This window comes from Polynucleobacter duraquae, from assembly GCF_000973625.1.
GTDB lineage: Bacteria > Pseudomonadota > Gammaproteobacteria > Burkholderiales > Burkholderiaceae > Polynucleobacter > Polynucleobacter duraquae.
Genome location: NZ_CP007501.1, coordinates 30,737 through 54,551, shown reverse-complemented (window position 1 = coordinate 54,551; position 23,815 = coordinate 30,737). Strand labels below are relative to the sequence as shown.

Here is a 23,815-nt window from a genome sequence, read left to right as displayed (position 1 = left end):
ATTCAAAATAATGTGGATAAATTACTTCGCTTTAGCAGCCATCACTGCTTCAGCAACGTTCTTAGGTGCTTCGGAATAATGCTTAAATTCCATGGTGTAGGTAGCGCGACCTTGGGTCAACGAGCGCAAGCCAGTTGAGTAACCAAACATCTCTGCCAATGGCACTTCAGCGCGAACGATCTTGCCGCCCCCTGGAATGTCATCCATACCTTGCAAAATACCGCGACGTGATGAGAGGTCACCCATTACGTTACCCATGAAATCTTCTGGTGTTTCAACTTCAACAGCCATCATTGGTTCAAGCAACACAGGTGATGCTTTGCGCATACCATCTTTGAATGCCATCGAGCCCGCCATCTTAAATGCGTTTTCGTTGGAGTCAACGTCATGGTATGAACCGAAGAATAATGTTGCTTTGATATCTACCACTGGATAGCCAGCCAAAATACCGGAGTTCAATGTTTCGATAATTCCTTTTTCTACTGCAGGGATGTATTCACGAGGAACCACACCGCCCTTAATAGCATCAACGAATTGGAAGCCTTTGCCTGGTTCTTGTGGCTCAAGCTTCAGCACAACGTGTCCGTACTGACCACGACCACCAGACTGCTTAACAAATTTACCTTCAACTTCTTCGCAAACCTTGCGAATCGTTTCGCGATAAGCAACTTGTGGCTTACCAACGGTTGCCTCAACACCAAACTCACGACGCATACGGTCAACCAAAATTTCCAAATGGAGCTCGCCCATACCAGAAATAATTGTTTGGCCAGATTCTTCGTCTGTCTTTACGCGGAATGATGGATCTTCTTGTGCCAAGCGATTCAAAGCAAGACCCATTTTTTCTTGGTCTGGTTTTGTCTTTGGCTCAACTGCCTGTGAGATCACCGGCTCTGGGAATACCATGCGCTCCAAGATCACAATGCCATCTGGATCACACAATGTTTCGCCAGTAGTTGCGTCTTTTAGACCAACCGCAGCTGCGATATCGCCCGCAAATACTTCTTTAATTTCTTCACGTTCGTTTGCGTGCATCTGCAATAAACGACCAACACGCTCCTTCTTACCCTTGATTGGGTTGTAGATCGTATCGCCAGATTTCATCACACCAGAGTAAACACGGAAGAAGATGAGCTGACCAACAAATGGGTCAGTCATGATCTTAAATGCCAACGCTGAGAATTTCTCATCATCAGCAGCTCTACGTGTCGTAGGTGTACCGTCTTCCAATTCACAAGGAACCGGTGGAACGTCTAATGGTGATGGCAGCAATTCAACCACTGCATCCAACATAGCCTGTACACCTTTATTTTTAAAGGCTGTTCCACACATCATTGGAATGATTTCATTAGCGATAGTGCGTTGACGCAATGCTGATTTAATTTCTTCTTCGGTCAATGCTTCACCGCCGAGGTATTTTTCCATTAATTCTTCTGAGCTTTCAGCAGCGGCTTCAAGCAACTTCTCGCGCCACTCTTCAGCAGAGGCTTGTAACTCAGCAGGAATTTCTTCGTAGTTAAATTTAGTACCTTGTGATTCCTCATCCCAGTAGATGGCCTTCATTTTGACCAAGTCCACAACGCCTTTAAAGTTTTCTTCAGCACCAATCGGAATCTGGATCAAGATAGGGTTGGCCTTCAAGCGCAATTTCATCTGGTCATAGACCTTAAAGAAATTTGCACCAGTACGGTCCATCTTGTTTACGAACGCTAAACGTGGAACCTGATACTTGTTAGCTTGACGCCAAACAGTTTCAGATTGTGGCTGTACACCACCCACCGCACAGTAAACCATGCAAGCACCATCCAAAACGCGCATTGAGCGCTCAACTTCAATCGTGAAGTCTACGTGTCCTGGGGTATCAATAATATTGATGCGGTGCTCTGGGAAATTACCAGCCATGCCCTTCCAGAACGTTGTAGTAGCCGCAGAAGTAATCGTGATACCACGCTCTTGCTCTTGCTCCATCCAGTCCATGGTTGCAGCGCCATCATGTACTTCACCAATTTTGTGATTAACACCGGTGTAGAACAAAACGCGTTCTGTTGTTGTTGTCTTACCTGCGTCAATATGCGCAGAAATACCGATGTTGCGGTATCTTTCGATAGGGGTTTTACGTGCCACTGTTGGTACCTTTTCTTTACTGTGCGATTAGAAGCGGAAATGTGAGAAAGCTTTATTAGCTTCTGCCATACGGTGAACTTCTTCACGCTTCTTCATTGCTCCGCCGCGACCTTCTGCAGCTTCTAATAATTCGTTGGCCAAACGTTGAGCCATGGATTTTTCACCACGCTTTTTAGCGGCTTCGCGCACCCAGCGCATTGCCAAAGCTGAACGGCGTGATGGGCGAACTTCAACAGGAACCTGGTAGTTAGCACCACCAACACGACGGCTCTTCACCTCAACCATTGGCTTAACGTTGCCCATAGCTGTTGAGAAAATTTCGAGTGGCTCTTTATTTGCTTTTTTCTCGATGTGATCAAAGGCACCGTAAACAATACGCTCTGCAACCGATTTCTTGCCGTCCAACATGAGGACGTTCATGAATTTTGCTACTTCTACATTACCGAATTTTGGATCAGGCAAGATTTCCCGTTTGGGAACTTCACGACGACGTGGCATAACAACTCCTTCAGTTCAGTTAGGGGTGGCCCAAACAGATCACCCGCTCCGGTCGTCCTACTATCTAGCAACTGAAATAAATCAATCTCTAGACGGAACGGCCACTTACTTGTCTTTAAAGTCTGACAAACGAAGACTTACTGCAAATACTTTAAGTTGCTATTAAGCAGCTTTCTTGGCGCGCTTAGCACCGTACTTGGAACGTGATTGCTTACGGTCTTTAACACCTTGCAAGTCAAGTGAGCCACGAACGATGTGGTAACGAACACCTGGCAAATCCTTTACACGACCACCGCGGATCAACACTACTGAGTGTTCCTGGAGGTTATGGCCTTCACCACCAATGTATGAAATCACTTCAAAACCATTGGTTAAGCGAACTTTAGCTACTTTACGTAGCGCAGAGTTAGGCTTTTTAGGAGTGGTTGTGTACACACGTGTACATACGCCACGGCGCTGCGGGCTGTTTTGCAGCGCAGGGCTCTTGCTTTTAACGGTCAGCCGGGTTCTTGGCTTACGTAATAATTGATTAATTGTTGGCATAAAATAGCTCGGTTAGTACTTCTTTGTTGCTTTCTTCAAGAAAATCAATGACTTAGATAAATTCTAGGTCAAAAAGACCCTCTTCTGAATCAGTAAAACTCAGTATTCTAGCCTGGCCAGCCCATTCCGTCAACCTCGAGGGAAAGAACTGGCCATTTCTGGCCAGGAATACCAAATTAGCTTGGATCAACCTCTCCAGCAGGAGCAATCACTTCAGCCTCTATTTCTACAGGCATATCAGCCATTGCTTCCTCTTCGGCGGCAATCATTTGAGCGCGATCACGCTCGAATTGCTCTCTGACCTTGCGTGCACGGCGGTAAGACAAGCCGGTACCAGCAGGGATCAGGCGACCAATAATGACGTTTTCCTTGAGGCCACGGAGTGTATCGGTCTTGCCCATAATTGCGGCTTCAGTCAATACACGGGTGGTTTCTTGGAAAGAAGCTGCTGAAATGAAGCTGTCTGTCGACAAGGATGCCTTAGTAATACCCAGCAACACGTTCTCGAACTGAGCTGGGCGCTTACCTTGTGCAATCACGGCATCATTTGCGTCATACAACTTAGAGCGCTCAACTTGCTCACCAGTGATGTAGGCAGTATCGCCGCCATCAGTAATTTGCACACGACGCAACATTTGACGCACGATCACTTCAATGTGCTTGTCATTAATCTTTACGCCTTGCAAACGGTAAACATCTTGCACTTCATCCACGATGTAGATCGCCAACTCTTCAATACCTCTGAGAGTCAAGATATCGTGTGGATCGGCAGGGCCTTCCACAATCATCTCACCCTTGTTCACAACTTGACCGTCATGAACGAGAACTTGCTTCTCTTTAGGAATCAAGAATTCGTTAGCTTCACCATCCATATCGGTAATTACCAAACGTTGCTTACCTTTGGTTTCTTTACCAAAGGAAACAGTTCCAGTAACTTTCGCCAAGACAGCTGCATCTTTTGGTGAACGTGCTTCGAACAATTCAGCAACACGTGGCAAACCACCGGTGATATCACGAGTCTTCTGTGATTCGATCGGAATACGCGCCAATACTTCACCAACTTCGACTTTTTGACCATCTTTAACCGTGATCAAAGCGCCCACTTGCAAACCAATGTTTACTGGGTGATCTGTACCCGCAATCATCACTTCGCCGCCTTTGGCATCAACTAAGTTGATCATTGGACGAACGCCTTTGCTGGCAGCACTACGACGCTTACCGTCAATCACCACCAAAGTGGAGAGGCCAGTAACTTCGTCAACCTGCTTAGCTACAGTAACGCCTTCTTCAACGTTGTCAAAGCGAGCAATACCAGCGTACTCAGAAATAATTGGACGTGTTAACGGATCCCATGTGGCTAAGCTTGCACCAGCCTTAACTGCAGCATCTTCTTTAAACAAGAGAGTTGCACCGTAAGGCACCTTATGACGCTCGCGCTCACGACCATTCTCATCAACGATCACGGCTTCGCCTGAACGTGAAATCACGATCTGCTCGCCCTTCGCATTCTTCACAACACGCATCGTGCCGGAGAACTTCAAGGCGCCATTAGACTTGGCTTCAATATTGCTTGCAACCAATGCACGTGACGCTGCGCCACCAATGTGGAATGTACGCATAGTCAACTGTGTGCCTGGCTCACCGATGGACTGGGCGGCAATAACACCAACCGCCTCACCAACGTTCACCAAACCACCGCGACCTAGATCACGGCCATAGCATTTAGCACATAAGCCAAAGCGCGTTAAGCATGACAACACTGTGCGAACTTTAACTTCGTCAATACCCAAGGCAACGATTTGATCTACGTGATCTTCATCGAGCAATGTGTCATTGGAAACGATAACTTCTTGTGTGTCCGGATGAACGATGTCACCAATACATACACGACCCAAAATACGATCGCGCAATGCTTCGATAATTTCGCCACCCTCTACAAGAGCCTTCATTGTTACACCGGAAATTGCGCCGCAATCATCTTCGATCACCACTAGATCTTGAGTTACATCACACAAACGACGTGTCAAGTAACCTGAGTTCGCTGTCTTCAACGCCGTATCAGCCAGACCTTTACGAGCACCGTGAGTTGAGATGAAGTACTGCAACACGTTCAAGCCTTCGCGGAAGTTCGCAGTAATTGGAGTTTCAATAATCGAGCCATCAGGCTTGGCCATCAAACCACGCATACCAGCTAACTGACGAATCTGCGCTGCAGACCCACGCGCACCAGAATCCGCCATCATGTAGATGGAGTTAAAGGATTCTTGACGCACAGTTTTACCGTTACGGTCGAGCACGTCAACGTGTGACAACTCATCCATCATGGCTTTACCGACTTGGTCACCAGCAGCACCCCAAATATCAACCACGTTGTTGTAACGCTCTTGATTAGTTACGAGACCCGACATGAACTGCTTGTCATACTCCTTAACCTTGGTAGAGGCCTCACTGATGATGCGCTCTTTAGAGCTTGGAATCAGCATATCGTCGATCGCAACCGAGATACCGGCGTTAGTAGCCAAGCGGAAACCAGACTGCAAGAGGCGGTCAGCAAAAATCACTGTTTCACGAAGACCGCACTTACGGAATGAAGTGTTGATCAAACGTGAGATTTCTTTTTTCTTCAGAGGCTTATTGATTTCCTCGAAAGACATACCTTTAGGCAAGATTTCTGACAGGATTGCACGGCCAACCGAGGTTTGATAGATCTTGGTTTTTTCAGCAAAACGGGCATCGCCCTCTGCCTTCTTATCTACAATCTCAAACTCAGTAATACGCACAGCAACGCGGGAGGCTAATTCAACCTGACCAGCATCATAGGCGCGTACAACTTCAGCAATGTTTGCGAAGACCATGCCTTCGCCCTTGCCATTAATCTTGTCACGTGTAGCGTAGTACAGGCCCAACACCACGTCCTGTGAAGGAACGATAGATGGTTCGCCGTTAGCCGGGAACAATACGTTGTTCGAAGCCAACATCAATGTACGAGCTTCCATTTGCGCTTCGAGCGACAAAGGAACGTGAACCGCCATTTGGTCACCGTCAAAGTCGGCGTTAAACGCTGCGCAGACTAATGGGTGCAATTGGATCGCCTTACCTTCAATTAGCATTGGCTCGAAAGCCTGAATACCAAGACGATGCAATGTAGGCGCACGGTTCAACATGATTGGATGTTCACGAATCACTTCTTCGAGGATGTCCCAGACGATTGGAGTCTGACTTTCAACTTCTTTCTTCGCAGCCTTAATCGTGGTTGCAATTCCTAAAGTCTCAAGCTTGTTGAAAATAAATGGCTTGAATAATTCTAAGGCCATTAATTTTGGTAAGCCACACTGATGCAATTTCAATGTAGGGCCAACCACGATGACTGAACGACCAGAGTAGTCAACGCGTTTACCCAACAAGTTTTGACGGAAACGACCGCTCTTACCTTTAATCATCTCAGCCAAGGACTTGAGAGGACGCTTATTAGCGCCAGTCATAGCCTTGCCGCGACGACCGTTGTCGAGCAATGAGTCAACCGCTTCTTGCAACATCCGTTTTTCGTTACGAACGATGATCTCTGGAGCGCGCAACTCTAACAAACGCTTGAGACGATTGTTACGGTTAATCACGCGACGATAGAGGTCGTTCAAATCGGAGGTAGCAAAGCGACCGCCATCCAATGGCACCAATGGGCGCAACTCTGGTGGCAATACTGGCAATACTTCCATGATCATCCAGTCAGGCTTAATACCTGAAGTCTGGAACGCCTCGAGCACTTTTAAGCGCTTAGCGTATTTCTTGATCTTAGCATCGCTACCAGTAGCTTTTAAGTCAGCACGAATGGTCTCGACTTCACGATCGATATCAATCGAACGCAAGAGATCACGAATGCCTTCGGCGCCCATAATGGCGGTAAACGCACCGTCACCATACTCTTCAGTCTTGGTAATGTACTCGTCCTCAGACATGATCTGACCGCGTTTCATCGCGCCTTCAGGTGTCATACCAGGATCAACAATTACATATGCTTCAAAGTAAAGGACGCGCTCGATATCACGCAATGTCATATCAAGAACCATGCCCAAACGGGATGGCAAGGACTTCAAGAACCAAATGTGCGCTACAGGGGCTGCCAACTCAATGTGGCCCATGCGCTCACGACGTACCTTAGCAAGCGTAACTTCAACGCCGCACTTCTCGCAGATAACGCCACGGAACTTTAAACGCTTGTACTTACCGCATAAGCACTCGTAGTCTTTAGTTGGTCCAAAAATCTTGGCGCAGAACAAACCATCACGCTCGGGCTTAAAAGTCCGGTAGTTGATGGTTTCTGGTTTGCGTACTTCACCAAAAGACCATGAGCGAATTTTCTCAGGGGATGCAAGACCAATCTTGATGACATCAAACTGCTCATCACCCTGCGTTTGCTTAAATAAATCGAGCAATGCTTTCATATCAGTTGCGCTCCATGTCAATGTCAATACCCAACGAGCGGATTTCTTTTACCAACACGTTGAAGGATTCGGGCATGCCAGCATCAATTGTGTGCTCGCCCTTGACGATGTTTTCGTAAACCTTGGTACGGCCTGCGACGTCATCGGACTTCACTGTCAGCATTTCCTGCAAGACATATGAAGCACCGTATGCTTCGAGAGCCCAAACTTCCATCTCACCAAAGCGCTGACCACCAAACTGGGCTTTACCGCCCAGTGGCTGTTGCGTTACTAACGAGTAAGGTCCGGTTGAACGTGCATGCATCTTGTCATCGACCAAATGGTGGAGTTTCAAGACGTGCATTACACCAACAGTTACAGGACGCTCAAACTGATCGCCAGTACGGCCGTCGCACAAAATCATTTGCTGACGTGAAGGCGTCATCTTCAAAGAAGTAGCCACTTCTTCTGGATAAGCCAACTCGAGCATGCGTCCGATCTCTGCTTCAGTTGCACCGTCAAACACTGGAGTAGCGAATGGCAAGCCTTGGCGTAAATTCTCAGCCAAAACATTGATCTGCTCATCAGTGAAGTTATCGATATCTTCGATACGACCGGTTTCGTTGTAAAGCTGCTTCATGAACTTACGGAGTTCAGCTTGTTTAGCCTGTTGACGAACCATCTCATCAATACGCTTACCAATACCTTGAGCTGCCCAACCTAAGTGGGTTTCCAAGATCTGACCTACGTTCATACGGGAAGGAACACCTAATGGGTTCAAGACGATGTCAACAGGGCGTCCGTCAGCCATAAATGGCATGTCTTCTGCTGGAGCGATTTTAGAAACCACACCTTTGTTACCGTGACGACCAGCCATCTTGTCACCAGGCTGTAAGCGACGCTTAACAGCCAAGTACACCTTAACCATCTTCGTTACGCCAGGCTGCAAATCATCGCCCTGGGTAAGCTTAGTGCGCTTCTCTTCGAAGGCCTCATCAAACTGCTTACGCTTCGCTTCGATGGAAGATTTGATTGCTTCAACTTGTGAGGCAACTTCATCATCCGCCGGACGAACATCAAACCAATGGTATTTATCTAAGTCAGCAAGGTATTCCTTGTCAATCTTAGTGCCTTTAGCTAATTTCTTAGGGCCGCCGTTAGCAACTTTGCCAATCAACAGCTTTTCTAAACGCATGAAGGCATCGCCTTCAACAATACGCAACTGGTCGTTTAAGTCCAAACGATAGCGTTGTAATTCTTCTTGAATAATGGCTTGTGCACGTGCATCGCGCTCAATACCTTCACGGGTGAAGACTTGAACATCAATAACTGTACCGATCATTCCAGATGGAACGCGCAAAGAAGTATCTTTAACGTCAGATGCTTTTTCACCAAAGATCGCACGCAGTAACTTCTCTTCCGGAGTGAGAGTAGTCTCACCCTTTGGAGTGACCTTACCAACCAATACGTCGCCGGCTTCAACTTCAGCACCGATGTAAACGATACCGCTCTCGTCCAAACGGGAGAGTTGTGACTCAGCCAAGTTGGAGATATCGCGTGTAATTTCTTCTGAACCCAACTTGGTATCACGAGCAACAACCGACAACTCTTCAATATGAATTGAGGTGTAACGGTCGTCAGCAACTACTTTTTCAGAGATCAAGATTGAGTCTTCGAAGTTGTAACCGTTCCATGGCATAAATGCCACAGTCATGTTTTGACCCAAAGCCAATTCACCCAAATCAGTAGACGCGCCGTCAGCAACTACGTCGCCACGGGCTACACGATCACCAGCCTGAACGATTGGACGTTGGTTGATGTTCGTGTTTTGGTTTGAACGGGTGTACTTGATGAGGTTATAAATATCCACACCAACTTCACCAGCCGCTGTCTCGTCATCGTTTACACGAATCACGACACGGTTTGCGTCAACATAGTCAACGATACCGCCGCGAGAAGCCAAAATAACTGTACCTGAGTCAACCGCAACAATACGCTCTAAGCCAGTACCAACCAATGGCTTATCTGGACGCAAGCAAGGAACTGCTTGACGTTGCATATTCGCACCCATCAACGCACGGTTCGCATCATCATGCTCCAAGAATGGAACCAATGAAGCAGCAGCGGAAACAATCTGACTAGGAGCAACGTCGATGAAATCAATGCGCTCTGGGCTAACCATCATGGTCTCACCAGCTTGACGCGCTGAAACCAATTCGTCAGCTAACTTACCGTTCTTATCAATCGTTGCGTTTGCCTGAGCAATCACGTACTTCGCTTCTTCAATCGCTGACAGGTAGACCACTTCATCGCTTACCTTGCTATTAGCAACTTTACGATATGGTGTTTCCAAGAAACCATGCTCATTCAAACGCGCAAACAATGCGAGTGAGTTGATCAGGCCAATGTTTGGTCCTTCTGGAGTTTCAATTGGGCAAACACGTCCATAGTGAGTAGGATGCACGTCGCGCACTTCAAAGCCTGCGCGCTCGCGTGTCAAACCACCAGGTCCCAATGCAGAAATACGACGCTTGTGCGTGATCTCTGACAATGGGTTTGTTTGGTCCATAAACTGGGACAACTGTGAAGAACCAAAGAACTCACGAATTGCTGAAGAGATTGGCTTGCTGTTAATCAAATCATGCGGCATGAGGTTTTCAGTTTCGGCTTGGCCGAGACGCTCTTTAACCGCACGCTCAACACGTGACAAACCTGCGCGGAATTGATTCTCTGCCAACTCACCTACGCAACGTACACGACGATTACCCAAGTGATCGATGTCATCAACCTCGCCTTTGCCGTTACGCAAGTCAACCAAAGACTTGATGGTATCGAGGATATCTTCATCCGACAAGACCATTTTGCCTTCCATCTCAGAGCGTCCGAGACGACTGTTAACTTTCATACGACCAACGCGGGATAAATCGTAGCTATCTTCGTTGTAGAACAGGCGCTGGAACAAGGCCTCAACAGCATCTTCTGTTGGAGGCTCACCAGGACGCATCATGCGATAGATGGCAATACGAGCAGCCATTTGATCTGCAGTTTCATCAGTACGCAATGTCTGTGAAATGTACGCACCAGAATCTAAATCATTGGTATAGATGGTTTCTAATTGCTTGATGCCTGCATCGCGCAATGTAGCCAACAGCTCTTCAGTAATTTCATCATTAGCGTAAGCCAAGATTTCACCAGAGTCTGGATCAATGATGTTGCGCGCAATTACGCGACCAACTAAGTAGTCATCTGGAACAACGATGTTTTTAGTCTTAGCAGCTTCGAGTTCACGAATATGTTTTGCGTTGATACGCTTGTCTTTTTGAATGACAACTACGCCATTCTTATCAAGCACATCAAAGTTGGCCATCTGGCCGCGCAAACGCTCTGGTACAAATTCCATTGATGCGCCATTTGCGCTCAATGAAAAATGATCAAAGTTAAAGAAGTTTGCAAGAATCTGCTCGTTGTTTAAACCAATTGCTTTGAGCAAAATGGTGACGGGCATCTTACGACGACGGTCAACGCGGAAATACAGAATATCTTTTGGATCAAACTCGAAATCGAGCCATGAACCACGGTAAGGAATGATGCGTGCTGAGAACAGCAACTTACCTGAGCTATGTGTCTTACCCTTATCGTGTTCGAAGAACACGCCTGGGGAACGATGTAACTGAGAAACAATAACGCGCTCAGTACCGTTGATTACAAAAGAGCCATTATCTGTCATGAGTGGAATTTCACCCATGTAGACTTCGCTCTCTTTTACCTCTTTAACCTTAGTGGGTGCTTCGCGATCATAAATAATCAAGCGAACTTTTGCACGTAAGGCTGAGTGATATGTGTAACCCCGCTGCTGACATTCTTTAACGTCAAACGGTGGTTGTGACAACTGGTATGACACGTATTCCATACGTGCGTAGCCATTGTTAGACACAATTGGGAATGCTGATGTAAAGGCAGCTTGAAGCCCCTCTGTTAGACGGGACATTGCTGGCTTTTCAGCCTGTAAAAATTTAGCGTAGGATTCCAGCTGCGTTGCGATCAGGTATGGAACCTGATGATTATTTACTCGCTTAGCAAAGCTTTTACGGACTCGCTTGCGTTCGGTGAAGCTGTAGTTCATTTCATCTCCGAATTCAGCGACTGTACAAAGATTTGGCGATTGGCCACTACCAATCACTGGCGGACAACACTAAATCGAAAGATTCAGTGTCCGACCAAACTTGCATTCTGCAGTCGTATCAGAAGGCAAACCCGATTTCAATCAGAAATGAAATCGGGTTTGACCACTAATGGTCAAACCCAACAGGGCTAGCGCCCCTTTTTGAGGGGCACTAACTTTGTTTGTATTACTTGAGTTCTGCTTTAGCGCCAGCTTCTTCAAGCTTCTTCTTAGCTTCTTCAGCTGTCTTCTTATCAACAGCTTCTTTGATTGGCTTTGGTGCGCCATCAACTAAGTCTTTAGCTTCTTTCAAGCCAAGACCAGTGATTTCGCGAACAGCCTTAATTACTGAAACTTTATTTGCACCAGCTTCGAGCAAGTTCACAGTAAATTCTGTTTGCTCTTCAGCAGCAGCGCCACCGGCAGCGCCAGCAGGACCAGCAACAGCCATCGCTGCAGCTGAAACACCAAACTTCTCTTCGAACGCTTTAACTAAGTCGTTCAAATCCATTACGGACATGCTACCTACTGCATCAATGATTTCTTCTTTAGTAATCGCCATTTTTAGCTCCTAATACTTAAATAGTTAATCTGTCGCTTATTCAGCGGCAGGGGTTTCTTTTGTTTCTGTTCCAGCTTCTGGGGCTGCGGCTGCAGGCTCTACACTTGCCTCTGCAACTACTGCTGGGGCTGCTGCTTCAAGAACAGGTGCTGCAACTGGAGCGGGTGCTCCTTCTGCTTTTTGTGCTGCTACTGCGCCCAATACTCGAGCCATTGCAGAAACTGGGGCCAACATGACGCCCAACAACTGAGATAACAACTCTTCGCGGCTTGGAATAGACGCAAGGGATTTAACGCCCGCAACGTCCAACAACTTGCCGTTATATAAGCCAGCAGTAATGACTAGCTTGTCTTGAGTCTTAGCAAAGTTCTGCAATACTTTTGCCGAAGCAATCGGATCAGCAGAAATGCCATAGATCAAGGGGCCAACCATCGAATCAGCAAGAGGCTCAAACTGTGTGCCTTGTGCAGCACGGCGTGCCAATGTGTTCTTCAAAACACGAAGATATACACCTTGGTCACGTGCGCTAGCACGCAGCTTTGTCAACTGCTCAACTGGAATACCACGGTATTCAGCAAGCACGACTGTTTGAGCTCCAGCCAATTGAGCGCCGACATCAGCAACAATCGCTTTTTTGTCTTGTACATTCAAAGGCACGGTTTAACTCCTAAAAAACCAACTGTTTCCAGTTGGGGTTACACACCAGCGTCTGATCATTTGTCACAAGAAAATCTTGTGAAATCTTTTCAGGGTCGCCATCTGCGCTGGCTATTACTTTCGTAACGATTAAGAATTATTTCTAAGCAAGCTAATAATTCACCAACGGTCTTTGATGTTCGACTCCCACTCAATGAGCGGGAGTCGACCCAAAGTTCTTTTATTACAAACGGATTACTGCGCCGCCTGTATCGATGCTTGGTCTACACGTACGCCTGCACCCATAGTGCTGCTTACGGCAACCTTCTTTAAGTAAATGCCCTTAGATGCAGGTGGCTTAGCTTTGTTCAAAGCCTCAAGCAATGCGAGCAAGTTGGATTTCAATGCAGCTGGCTCAAATGAACGACGGCCAATGCTTGCGTGCACGATACCGGCTTTGTCCACACGGAATTGCACTTGACCAGCCTTTGCATTCTTCACTGCAGTAGCGACGTCAGGAGTAACAGTTCCCACTTTTGGGTTCGGCATCAAACCACGTGGGCCCAATACTTGTCCTAAAGTACCAACGATTTTCATTGTGTCTGGAGATGCGATCAAAATATCGAAATCAATTTTGCCGCCTTTAATTTGATCAGCAAGGTCTTCCATGCCAACGATTTCTGCACCAGCAGCTTTAGCTTGTTCAGCCTTTTCGCCTTGTGCAAATACCGCTACACGAACATGCTTACCAGTGCCGGCTGGCAGCACAACTGCGCCACGCACAACTTGGTCAGATTTCTTAGCATCAATACCCAACTGAACTGCAACGTCGATTGACTCATCAAACTTCGCAGTTGCACACTCTTTAACGAGGTTCAATGCATCTTCCAATGCATAAAACTTATTGCGATCTACTTTAGATTCGATCGCTTTTAAACGCTTAGATAACTTAGTCATGATTAGAGACCTTCCACTGTGATGCCCATTGAACGGGCGCTACCAGCGATTGTTCTTACAGCGGCATCCATATCAGCAGCTGTCAAATCTGGCATCTTTGCTTTAGCAATTTCTTCTGCTTGAGCACGGGTAATTTTTCCTACCTTATCGGTATGGGGCCGTGGTGATCCTTTTTCGATCTTCGCAGCCTTCTTAATCATGATGGTCGCTGGAGGCGTCTTCATGATGAAAGTGAAGCTCTTATCAGCAAAAGCTGTAATCACGACTGGAATTGGAAGGCCAGGTTCCATGCTCTGAGTTTGAGCATTAAACGCCTTACAGAATTCCATAATATTGAGGCCACGTTGACCCAATGCTGGACCTACGGGAGGTGATGGATTTGCTTTACCTGCAGGGATCTGCAGCTTGATAAAGCCAATGATCTTCTTTGCCATTGATTGCTCCTAAAAGCGCGCCTAACCTCATTAGGAAAGACCGCTGTTGAGTAAACGCTTCACTAGTTTTTGGCTTTCTAGATCCGCTCCTCGGTTATTACTAACCACTTAACACCACTACTCTTTGATACAGATACCCCTAAATTGGTTATTTTTTACATCTTTTCTACTTGGCCGAACTCCAACTCAACTGGGGTACCGCGGCCAAAAATTGTAACAGAAACACGCAATCTTGACTTTTCATAGTTCACTTCTTCAATATTTCCGTTGAAGTCAACAAATGGGCCTTCTTTAACGCGCACAATCTCACCAACTTCAAATAGCGTTTTAGGCTTCGGCTTATCTACACCGGCCTGCATTTGATCCATGATCTTGGCTACTTCTGCTGTAGAAATAGGACTTGGACGATTACGAACACCACCTACGAAACCAGTTACTTTTGGCGTATTTTTCACCAAATGCCAGCTCTCGTCAGTCATTTCCATCTCAATCAGGACATATCCTGGGAAGAAACGACGCTCTGACACTGATTTTGCGCCTGACTTGATTTCTACAACCTCTTCGGATGGAACCAAGATACGGCCAAATTTTTCAGGCATGCCTGAGCGAGCAATACGCTCTTCTAGGCCTCTTTTAACGCTTTTTTCCATGCCAGAATAAGCATGAATAACATACCAGCGCATATTGCCAGTAGCTTGTGGGTTTGAGACTAATTCAGCATCAATCATTATTTACTCACTTCCAGCCCAAAAAGACTGAAAAAACTAGCCATTCAATTAATTTGTCTGCAAGCCACAAAAACAAGGACATGATCACGACAAAGCCAAATACGACTAGAGTCATTTGGGTCGTCTCTTTGCGAGTCGGCCAAACAACCTTTTTTACTTCATACCAAGAATCTTTAGCGTAGGCTATAAAACGACGCCCATCTGCTGACATAGCCACAATTAAAACTGCAGCTGCTATGCCGCCAAACAAAACAGCTAAACGGATCAATAAAGATTGGTCCGACAACGTGTAGTAAAGAACTAACGCTGCAACGACGATTAAAGCAGCGAGTCCAGAGACCCAGCTGCTTTTTTCTTCAGTATTACTTGCTGTATGTTGAGACATATTACTTTCAGTTCAAATCGTGGCAGGGGCGGAGGGCATCGAACCCCCAACCTTTGGTTTTGGAGACCAACGCTCTGCCAATTGAGCTACACCCCTTTATTAAAACTATTAAGCCAAAATCTTCGCAACCACACCGGCGCCAACAGTACGGCCACCTTCACGGATCGCAAAACGTAAACCTTCTTCCATCGCGATTGGCGCGATGAGTTTGACGGTAATCGTGACGTTATCACCAGGCATCACCATTTCTTTGTCTTTTGGCAACTCGATTGAACCAGTTACGTCCGTAGTACGGAAGTAAAACTGAGGACGATAGTTGTTAAAGAATGGTGTATGACGGCCACCTTCATCTTTACCCAAGATGTAAACCTCGGCTGTAAAGTGAGTATGTGGAGTGATTGAACCTGGCTTAGCCAATACTTGGCCGCGCTCAACTTCTTCACGTTTTGTACCGCGTAACAAGATACCAACGTTATCGCCTGCTTGACCTTGGTCGAGCAATTTACGGAACATTTCAACACCAGTACAAGTTGTCTTGAGTGTTGGCTTGATACCAATGATTTCAATCTCTTCACCAACCTTAACGATACCGCGCTCGATACGGCCTGTAACAACAGTACCGCGACCGGAGATAGAGAACACGTCCTCTACCGGCATCAAGAACGCACCGTCAACAGCACGCTCTGGAGTTGGGATGTAGGTATCTAATGCATCAGCTAACTTCATGATGGCTTCTTTACCCAATGGGCCTTCGTCGCCTTCTAAAGCTAACTTAGCAGAACCTTGAACGATTGGTGTGTCATCGCCTGGGAAGTCGTACTTAGACAGAAGCTCACGAACTTCCATTTCAACTAACTCGAGCAACTCAGCATCATCAACCATGTCGCACTTGTTCAAAAATACGATGATGTAGGGAACACCAACTTGGCGTGCCAAGAGGATATGCTCACGAGTTTGTGGCATTGGGCCGTCAGCTGCAGAGCAAACCAAAATAGCGCCGTCCATCTGAGCAGCACCAGTAATCATGTTCTTTACGTAGTCAGCATGTCCTGGGCAATCCACGTGTGCGTAGTGACGATTTGCTGTCTCATACTCCACGTGTGCTGTATTAATCGTAATACCGCGTGCTTTTTCTTCTGGAGCAGCATCGATCTGATCATATGCTTTTGCTTCGCCACCAAATTGCTTAGAAAGCACGGTTGCAATTGCTGCTGTCAATGTGGTTTTACCGTGGTCAACGTGACCAATGGTGCCAACGTTTACGTGCGGTTTAGTCCGCTCAAACTTTTCTTTTGCCATTTTTTTGTCTGCCTTTAGTTAACTCTTAAACCAACACACGAAATTAAATATATTTACTACATAAGCCATGGTGCCCATGGGCAGGATCGAACTGCCGACCTCTCCCTTACCAAGGGAGTGCTCTACCACTGAGCCACATGGGCAAATACAAATACTATTAAAACTGGAGCGGGATAAGAGAATCGAACTCTTGACCGAAGATTGGAAATCTGCTGTTTTACCATTAAACTAATCCCGCACATCTCTGGTGGAGGGGGTAGGATTCGAACCTACGTAGGCATAGCCAACAGATTTACAGTCTGCCTCCTTTAGCCGCTCGGACACCCCTCCGCGAACCCAATATTCTGACTCCTAATGGAGTTATTGTCAATCTCTTAAACCTCAATACGCTTTGCACAAGTAAAAACGCCCAGACCTAAGAGGGTCTGGGCGTCGCATTGGTGCCCGGCAGTTACCTACTTTCACACGGGTAATCCGCACTATCATCGGCGTAAAGTCGTTTCACTGTCCTGTTCGGGATGGGAAGGAGTGGTTCCAACTTGCTATGGTCACCGGGCGTAGAGGGTCGAGTTGTTGATAAATCAACAACTCTTATTTGAGTAAGCATGTAATTAAGGATGCAGATTAAATCTGGCAAACATCCAACACAATAGTGCTGGTTATAGGATCAAGCCTAACGGGCAATTAGTATCAGTTAGCTTAACGCATTACTGCGCTTCCACACCTGACCTATCAACGTTGTGGTCTTCAACGACCCTTTATGTAGGTTAAACCTACGGGAGATCTCATCTTCAGGCAAGTTTCCCGCTTAGATGCTTTCAGCGGTTATCTCTTCCGTACATAGCTACCCTGCGATGCTTCTGGCGAAACAACAGGTACACCAGCGGTACGTCCACTCCGGTCCTCTCGTACTAGGAGCAGCCCCCGTCAAATCTCCAACGCCCATGGCAGATAGGGACCAAACTGTCTCACGACGTTTTAAACCCAGCTCACGTACCTCTTTAAATGGCGAACAGCCATACCCTTGGGACCGGCTACAGCCCCAGGATGAGATGAGCCGACATCGAGGTGCCAAACACCGCCGTCGATATGAACTCTTGGGCGGTATCAGCCTGTTATCCCCAGAGTACCTTTTATCCGTTGAGCGATGGCCCTTCCATACAGAACCACCGGATCACTATGACCTGCTTTCGCACCTGCTCGACTTGTCGGTCTCGCAGTTAAGCACGCTTTTGCCATTGCACTTTAGGTACGATGTCCGACCGTACCAAGCGTACCTTCGTACTCCTCCGTTACACTTTGGGAGGAGACCGCCCCAGTCAAACTGCCTACCATGCACTGTTCCCGACCCAGATAATGGGCCAAGGTTAGAACCTCAAACAAACCAGGGTGGTATTTCAAGGTTGGCTCCAGCGGAACTAGCATCCCGCTTTCAACGCCTCCCACCTATCCTACACAGACCGGTTCAAAGTCCAATGCAAAGCTACAGTAAAGGTTCATGGGGTCTTTCCGTCTAGCCACGGGTAGATTGCATCATCACAAACATTTCAACTTCGCTGAGTCTCAGGAGGAGACAGTGTGGCCATCGTTACGCCATTCGTGCAGGTCGGAACTTACCCGACAAGGAATTTCGCTACCTTAGGACCGTTATAGTTACGGCCGCCGTTTACTGGGACTTCAATCAAGAGCTTGCACCCCATCATTTAATCTTCCAGCACCGGGCAGGCGTCACACCCTATACGTCCACTTTCGTGTTTGCAGAGTGCTGTGTTTTTATTAAACAGTCGCAGCCACCTTTTTATTGCAACCCTTTCGTCCTCCCCTTGTACAGGGTCAAACTACCAGGGCGCACCTTATCCCGAAGTTACGGTGCAAATTTGCCGAGTTCCTTCTCCTGAGTTCTCTCAAGCGCCTTAGAATACTCATCTCGCCCACCTGTGTCGGTTTGCGGTACGGTCTTGTTAGACTGAAGCTTAGAGGCTTTTCTTGGAACCACTTCCAATTGCTTCGCGAATAAATTCGCTCGTCTCACGCCCTTGAATTACGCTACCGGATTTACCTAATAGCCATCTCCAACGCAAGAACCGGGACTTCCAACACCCGGACAACTTTCCGCGATCCGTCCCCCCATCGCATCTAACAATGGTCAAGGAATATTAACCTTGTTCCCATCAGCTACGCATCTCTGCCTCGCCTTAGGGGCCGACTCACCCTGTTCCGATGAACGTTGAACAGGAAACCTTGGGCTTACGGCGAGGGGGCTTTTCACCCCCTTTATCGCTACTCATGTCAGCATTCGCACTTCTGATACCTCCAGCATCCTTTACAAGACACCTTCACAGGCTTACAGAACGCTCTCCTACCATCACATTGCTGTGATCCGCAGCTTCGGTTATATGCTTAGCCCCGTTACATCTTCCGCGCAGGACGACTCGATCAGTGAGCTATTACGCTTTCTTTAAAGGATGGCTGCTTCTAAGCCAACCTCCTGACTGTTTTAGCCTTCCCACTTCGTTTCCCACTTAGCATATATTAGGGACCTTAGCTGGCGGTCTGGGTTGTTTCCCTCTTGACACCGGACGTTAGCACCCGATGTCTGTCTCCCGTGATTGCACTTGTAGGTATTCGGAGTTTGCTATGGCGCAGTAATCCGCAATGGACCCCACTACCATGACAGTGCTCTACCCCCTACAGTGATACACGAGGCACTACCTAAATAGTTTTCGGAGAGAACCAGCTATTTCCAGTTTTGTTTAGCCTTTCACCCCTATCCACAGCTCATCCCCTAACTTTTCAACGTTAGTGGGTTCGGTCCTCCAGTACGTGTTACCGCACCTTCAACCTGGCCATGGATAGATCAACTGGTTTCGGGTCTACACCCAGCAACTAGCGCCCTATTCGGACTCGCTTTCGCTACGCCTTCCCTATTCGGTTAAGCTTGCTACTGAATGTAAGTCGCTGACCCATTATACAAAAGGTACGCAGTCACCCCTTACGAGGCTCCTACTGTTTGTATGCACACAATTTCAGGATCTATTTCACTCCCCTCCCGGGGTTCTTTTCGCCTTTCCCTCACGGTACTTGTTCACTATCGGTCGATTACGAGTATTTAGCCTTGGAGGATGGTCCCCCCATATTCAGACAGGATTTCACGTGTCCCGCCCTACTTGTCTCTAGCCTAGTACCACCCAATAATTTTCACATACGGGACTATCACCCTTTATTGTCGGACTTTCCATTCCGTTCTGTTAATTACTGAGATATCACTAGAAGGCTGTTCCCATTTCGCTCGCCACTACTCTGGGAATCTCGGTTGATGTCTTTTCCTCTTGCTACTTAGATGTTTCAGTTCACAAGGTTCGCTTCTCATACCCTATGTATTCAGGTATGGATACCACAAAAGTGGTGGGTTTCCCCATTCAGAAATCCCCGGATCAAAGCTTATTTACCAGCTCCCCGGGGCTTATCGCAGGTTATAACGTCTTTCGTCGCCTGTAATCGCCAAGGCATCCATCATGTGCACTTATTCACTTGATCCTATAACGAGCACCATTGCTAGTACCTGTTACAGGTTTATTTCTACTTCTGACATGTTTGCCGTAATCCAAACTGTAAGTACTTGTTAAAGAACTTGGTAAAACTCGTTTGTATTACTGATTGATGATTCAATCTTTACCCTTATTACATTGTCAAATGTCCTCTCAAAGAAACATTTGACACTTTGCTTACTCAAATTTTTAAAGAACAGCCATAAATGGCAAAACTAAACGATTAAGTCTTCGCTTAGTTTTGACATTTAGATGATGGTGGAGGATGACGGGATCGAACCGACGACCCCCTGCTTGCAAAGCAGGTGCTCTCCCAGCTGAGCTAATCCCCCAACGTCCCACTAAGTCTTGTTTCTGGCTGGTGGTGGGTCTGGTAGGACTTGAACCTACGACCCCTGCGTTATCAACACAGTGCTCTAACCAGCTGAGCTACAGACCCGTGGCTTTTATTGTCAACCGATAAGTGTGGGCACTAAAGCTCCAGCATCTTTCTCTAGAAAGGAGGTGATCCAGCCGCACCTTCCGATACGGCTACCTTGTTACGACTTTACCCCAGTCATGAACCCTGCCGTGGCAGTCGCCCTCCTTGCGGTTAGGCTAACGGCTTCTGGCAAAACCCACTCCCATGGTATGACGGGCGGTGTGTACAAGACCCGGGAACGTATTCACCGCGACATTCTGATCCGCGATTACTAGCGATTCCAGCTTCACGTAGTCGAGTTGCAGACTACGATCCGGACTACGATGCATTTTCTGAGATTAGCTCCCCCTCGCGGGTTGGCAACCCTCTGTATGCACCATTGTATGACGTGTGAAGCCCTACCCATAAGGGCCATGAGGACTTGACGTCATCCCCACCTTCCTCCGGTTTGTCACCGGCAGTCTCTTTAGAGTGCTCTTGCGTAGCAACTAAAGACAAGGGTTGCGCTCGTTGCGGGACTTAACCCAACATCTCACGACACGAGCTGACGACAGCCATGCAGCACCTGTGTTCACTTTCCCTTACGGGCACCTAATGTATCTCTACTTCGTTAGTGACATGTCAAGGGTAGGTAAGGTTTTTCGCGTTGCATCGAATTAATCCACATCATCCACCGCTTGTGCGGGTCCCCGTCAATTCCTTTGAGTTTTAATCTTGCGACCGTACTCCCCAGGCGGCTGACTTCACGCGTTAGCTACGTTACTCAGGATGTAAATCCCGAACAACTAGTCAGCATCGTTTAGGGCGTGGACTACCAGGGTATCTAATCCTGTTTGCTCCCCACGCTTTCGTGCATGAGCGTCAGTGTTATCCCAGGGGGCTGCCTTCGCCATTGGTATTCCTCCACATATCTACGCATTTCACTGCTACACGTGGAATTCTACCCCCCTCTGACACACTCTAGCTATACAGTCACAGGCGCCATTCCCAGGTTAAGCCCGGGGATTTCACGCCTGTCTTGTATAACCGCCTGCGCACGCTTTACGCCCAGTAATTCCGATTAACGCTTGCACCCTACGTATTACCGCGGCTGCTGGCACGTAGTTAGCCGGTGCTTATTCTTCAGGTACCGTCATTCCCGGACTGTGTTAGAGCCGGTGTTTCTTCCCTGACAAAAGAGCTTTACAACCCGAAGGCCTTCTTCACTCACGCGGCATTGCTGGATCAGGGTTTCCCCCATTGTCCAAAATTCCCCACTGCTGCCTCCCGTAGGAGTCTGGGCCGTGTCTCAGTCCCAGTGTGGCTGATCGTCCTCTCAGACCAGCTACTGATCGTCGCCTTGGTGGGCTTTTACCCCACCAACAAGCTAATCAGGCATCGGCCGCTCTAATCGCGCGAGGTCTTTCGATCCCCCGCTTTCCCCCTCAGGGCGTATGCGGTATTAGCACAGCTTTCGCTGCGTTATCCCCCACGATAAGGTACGTTCCGATGTATTACTCACCCGTTCGCCACTCGCCACCAGGTACAAGTACCCGTGCTGCCGTTCGACTTGCATGTGTAAGGCATGCCGCCAGCGTTCAATCTGAGCCAGGATCAAACTCTTCAGTTTAATTCCTGTGATCCTTGCGGATCGTCGCACTCATTCAAAAGAAATTGACTTGGTAATAAAACCAAATCTTTTTACTGTCTATGAGTACTATTTATTTACATCTGTCCCGAAGGACTTGATGCTTTCACTTAGTACCCACAATTATCGGTTGACTAATTTTTAAAGAGGGCTGCGCGTTTTGTGTTTCATAAAACGTTGCAGCAGAGAGATGAGACTTTATACCCCTTTTGAGGGTCCGTCAACACCTTTCGTAGTCTTTTTCTATAAAAAAGCGATGTTTTTTCCTACTTTTTAAATAAACCCATTTAAAACAAGGGGATGGGGAGCGAAAAATATTTTTATTATTTTTGAAAATATGCCGGTGTTTATAGATAAGGCAGTAAATTTAGAAAAAGTACTCATTTTTTTGCTCTGTTTATCGTCTTTTTTTGCCTGCATTTTTAATATTAGGGAAAACCCTGAAATTTGATCTAGTTTCTGATAGTATGTTGCTATGCACAACAAATTAGCGAATAGTCACTTACCTGGTAAGCCCTATACAGCTGGCCTAGCAGTACCCGTGCGCGAATTACATGCTGGTCATAGAGAGCGAATTCTTCAACATCTTTTGCTTCTAAATGAAGAGGATCGTCGCCTTCGCTTTGGCACTCAAACGTCTGATGAGGTCATTCATAACTATGTGGAGAACCTTGACTTCAATAGGGATACCATCTTTGGAAGTTTTGATTCTCAGCTAAAACTAATTGGCATGGCTCATTTGGCGTATTTACCGAAAACTAAAGGTCAGCCATTAGCTGCAGAGTTTGGCGTATCCGTGCTGCCTAACGGCAGAGGGCAGGGCATAGGTACAGCCTTATTAGCACGCGCTTCAGTGCACTCACGCAATACTCGCATCGAAACCTTATATGTACATTGCTTGGCAAATAACCGGGCGATGATGCATTTGGCACAAAAGGCGGGAATGCTCGTTGAGTACGCTTATGGTGATGCAGATGCTTACTTGAAGTTACCGCCTGCAAATTCAAGCACGATTGTCGAAGAAGCCGCCAATGAGCAGTGGGCTGACTTTGACTATGCACTTAAAGAAAACTTTAAACGTTCAAATGATGCGTGGTCCTGGTTTCTTGGAAAGCCAGTCGTTCGTCCAACTTAATTTGCGCTAGGCGCACCGCGCAAAATCCAAGCAGCCAATAAAGATACATCAGCATCGCTTAGCTTTGCATTTGCTGGCATGGGTACAACGCCCCAAGATCCAGAGCCGCCTTTAATAATTTTGTTTTTTAGAAAAGCTACTGGGCTAGGATCGTTCGCATATTTTTTTGCAACGGCTTGAAAGCTTGGGCCCACAATTTTTTTATCAAGCGCATGGCATCCCAGGCAAGCATTTTGTTTCGCAAGTAACGCTGCCTTTGCATCATCACTAGATGCCTTCACGCTCAGAGAACATAGCAAGAAGATGCTGGCAAGTAAAAAACATTTCAGATGTTGCAT

At 47.1% G+C, this 23,815-nt stretch carries 13 protein-coding genes, 6 tRNA genes, 3 rRNA genes and 1 pseudogene; 1 reads left to right on the top strand and 22 read right to left on the bottom strand.

Features of this window, described 5'->3' with window-relative positions; translation table 11 throughout:
* Positions 1-21: 21 nt before the first annotated feature.
* The 21 genes and pseudogenes from fusA to CL55_RS00185 all read right to left on the bottom strand — a co-directional run bounded on the left by fusA (position 22) and on the right by CL55_RS00185 (position 22,324).
* A complete protein-coding gene (fusA, locus tag CL55_RS00285) occupies positions 22-2,124 on the bottom strand; it encodes an elongation factor G (protein WP_046329375.1) in 2,103 nt (700 codons plus the stop codon).
* A 27-nt stretch (positions 2,125-2,151) separates the two neighbouring features.
* Complete coding sequence (gene rpsG, locus CL55_RS00280) at positions 2,152-2,622, bottom strand: 30S ribosomal protein S7 (RefSeq protein ID WP_011901897.1); 471 nt, start codon at positions 2,620-2,622, stop codon at positions 2,152-2,154.
* 162 nt (positions 2,623-2,784) lie between these two features.
* Positions 2,785-3,165: a 30S ribosomal protein S12 gene (rpsL, locus tag CL55_RS00275; protein ID WP_041484791.1), complete on the bottom strand. Its 381-nt coding sequence runs from the start codon at positions 3,163-3,165 to the stop codon at positions 2,785-2,787.
* Between the two features lie 176 nt (positions 3,166-3,341).
* Positions 3,342-7,604, bottom strand: coding sequence for a DNA-directed RNA polymerase subunit beta' (gene rpoC / locus CL55_RS00270; protein ID WP_046329374.1), 4,263 nt, complete (start codon positions 7,602-7,604; stop codon positions 3,342-3,344).
* A 1-nt stretch (position 7,605) separates the two neighbouring features.
* A complete protein-coding gene (gene rpoB / locus CL55_RS00265; RefSeq protein ID WP_046329373.1) occupies positions 7,606-11,706 on the bottom strand; it encodes a DNA-directed RNA polymerase subunit beta in 4,101 nt (1,366 codons plus the stop codon).
* Positions 11,707-11,932: 226 nt separating this feature from the next.
* The gene (gene rplL, locus CL55_RS00260) at positions 11,933-12,307 is read right to left on the bottom strand and encodes a 50S ribosomal protein L7/L12 (protein WP_011901893.1); all 375 of its coding nucleotides are present in this window, start codon (positions 12,305-12,307) and stop codon (positions 11,933-11,935) included.
* A 144-nt stretch (positions 12,308-12,451) separates the two neighbouring features.
* Positions 12,452-12,964 (bottom strand): annotated as a pseudogene (gene rplJ, locus CL55_RS00255) (50S ribosomal protein L10); the annotation flags it as partial.
* A gap of 234 nt (positions 12,965-13,198) precedes the next feature.
* Positions 13,199-13,900 carry a 50S ribosomal protein L1 gene (gene rplA / locus CL55_RS00250; protein WP_046329371.1) on the bottom strand — a complete coding sequence of 234 codons (702 nt, stop codon included), beginning with the start codon at positions 13,898-13,900 and terminating at the stop codon, positions 13,199-13,201.
* Between the two features lie 2 nt (positions 13,901-13,902).
* Positions 13,903-14,334: a 50S ribosomal protein L11 gene (rplK, locus tag CL55_RS00245; RefSeq protein WP_011901890.1), complete on the bottom strand. Its 432-nt coding sequence runs from the start codon at positions 14,332-14,334 to the stop codon at positions 13,903-13,905.
* A 155-nt stretch (positions 14,335-14,489) separates the two neighbouring features.
* Entirely contained in the window at positions 14,490-15,062 is a 573-nt protein-coding gene (gene nusG, locus CL55_RS00240) for a transcription termination/antitermination protein NusG (RefSeq protein WP_046329370.1), read from the bottom strand.
* A gap of 7 nt (positions 15,063-15,069) precedes the next feature.
* On the bottom strand, positions 15,070-15,447 hold the full coding sequence (secE, locus tag CL55_RS00235) for a preprotein translocase subunit SecE (protein ID WP_046329369.1): 378 nt from the start codon (positions 15,445-15,447) through the stop codon (positions 15,070-15,072).
* Positions 15,448-15,467: 20 nt separating this feature from the next.
* A tRNA-Trp gene (locus CL55_RS00230) sits at positions 15,468-15,543 on the bottom strand.
* A 12-nt stretch (positions 15,544-15,555) separates the two neighbouring features.
* Positions 15,556-16,746: an elongation factor Tu gene (tuf, locus tag CL55_RS00225; protein ID WP_046329368.1), complete on the bottom strand. Its 1,191-nt coding sequence runs from the start codon at positions 16,744-16,746 to the stop codon at positions 15,556-15,558.
* Between the two features lie 68 nt (positions 16,747-16,814).
* Positions 16,815-16,889: transfer RNA gene (locus CL55_RS00220), tRNA-Thr, on the bottom strand.
* Positions 16,890-16,910: 21 nt separating this feature from the next.
* A tRNA-Gly gene (locus CL55_RS00215) sits at positions 16,911-16,984 on the bottom strand.
* 7 nt (positions 16,985-16,991) lie between these two features.
* Positions 16,992-17,076, bottom strand: a tRNA-Tyr gene (locus CL55_RS00210).
* Positions 17,077-17,188: 112 nt separating this feature from the next.
* A 5S ribosomal RNA gene (gene rrf, locus CL55_RS00205) occupies positions 17,189-17,302 on the bottom strand.
* A gap of 107 nt (positions 17,303-17,409) precedes the next feature.
* A 23S ribosomal RNA gene (locus CL55_RS00200) occupies positions 17,410-20,283 on the bottom strand.
* 267 nt (positions 20,284-20,550) lie between these two features.
* Positions 20,551-20,626: transfer RNA gene (locus tag CL55_RS00195), tRNA-Ala, on the bottom strand.
* A gap of 30 nt (positions 20,627-20,656) precedes the next feature.
* Positions 20,657-20,733 (bottom strand) — tRNA-Ile (locus tag CL55_RS00190).
* Between the two features lie 58 nt (positions 20,734-20,791).
* A 16S ribosomal RNA gene (locus CL55_RS00185) occupies positions 20,792-22,324 on the bottom strand.
* The 16S, 23S and 5S rRNA genes sit together here with 5 tRNA genes alongside, the layout of an rRNA operon.
* 493 nt (positions 22,325-22,817) lie before the next feature.
* On the opposite strand from CL55_RS00185, the gene CL55_RS00175 reads away from it, so the two are divergent.
* Positions 22,818-23,477: a GNAT family N-acetyltransferase gene (locus CL55_RS00175; protein WP_046329366.1), complete on the top strand. Its 660-nt coding sequence runs from the start codon at positions 22,818-22,820 to the stop codon at positions 23,475-23,477.
* Here CL55_RS00175 and CL55_RS00170 read toward each other — a convergent pair.
* Positions 23,474-23,815 (bottom strand): c-type cytochrome, encoded by a 342-nt coding sequence (locus CL55_RS00170; protein ID WP_237150506.1) that lies wholly within the window; start codon positions 23,813-23,815, stop codon positions 23,474-23,476. The genes CL55_RS00175 and CL55_RS00170 overlap by 4 nt on opposite strands.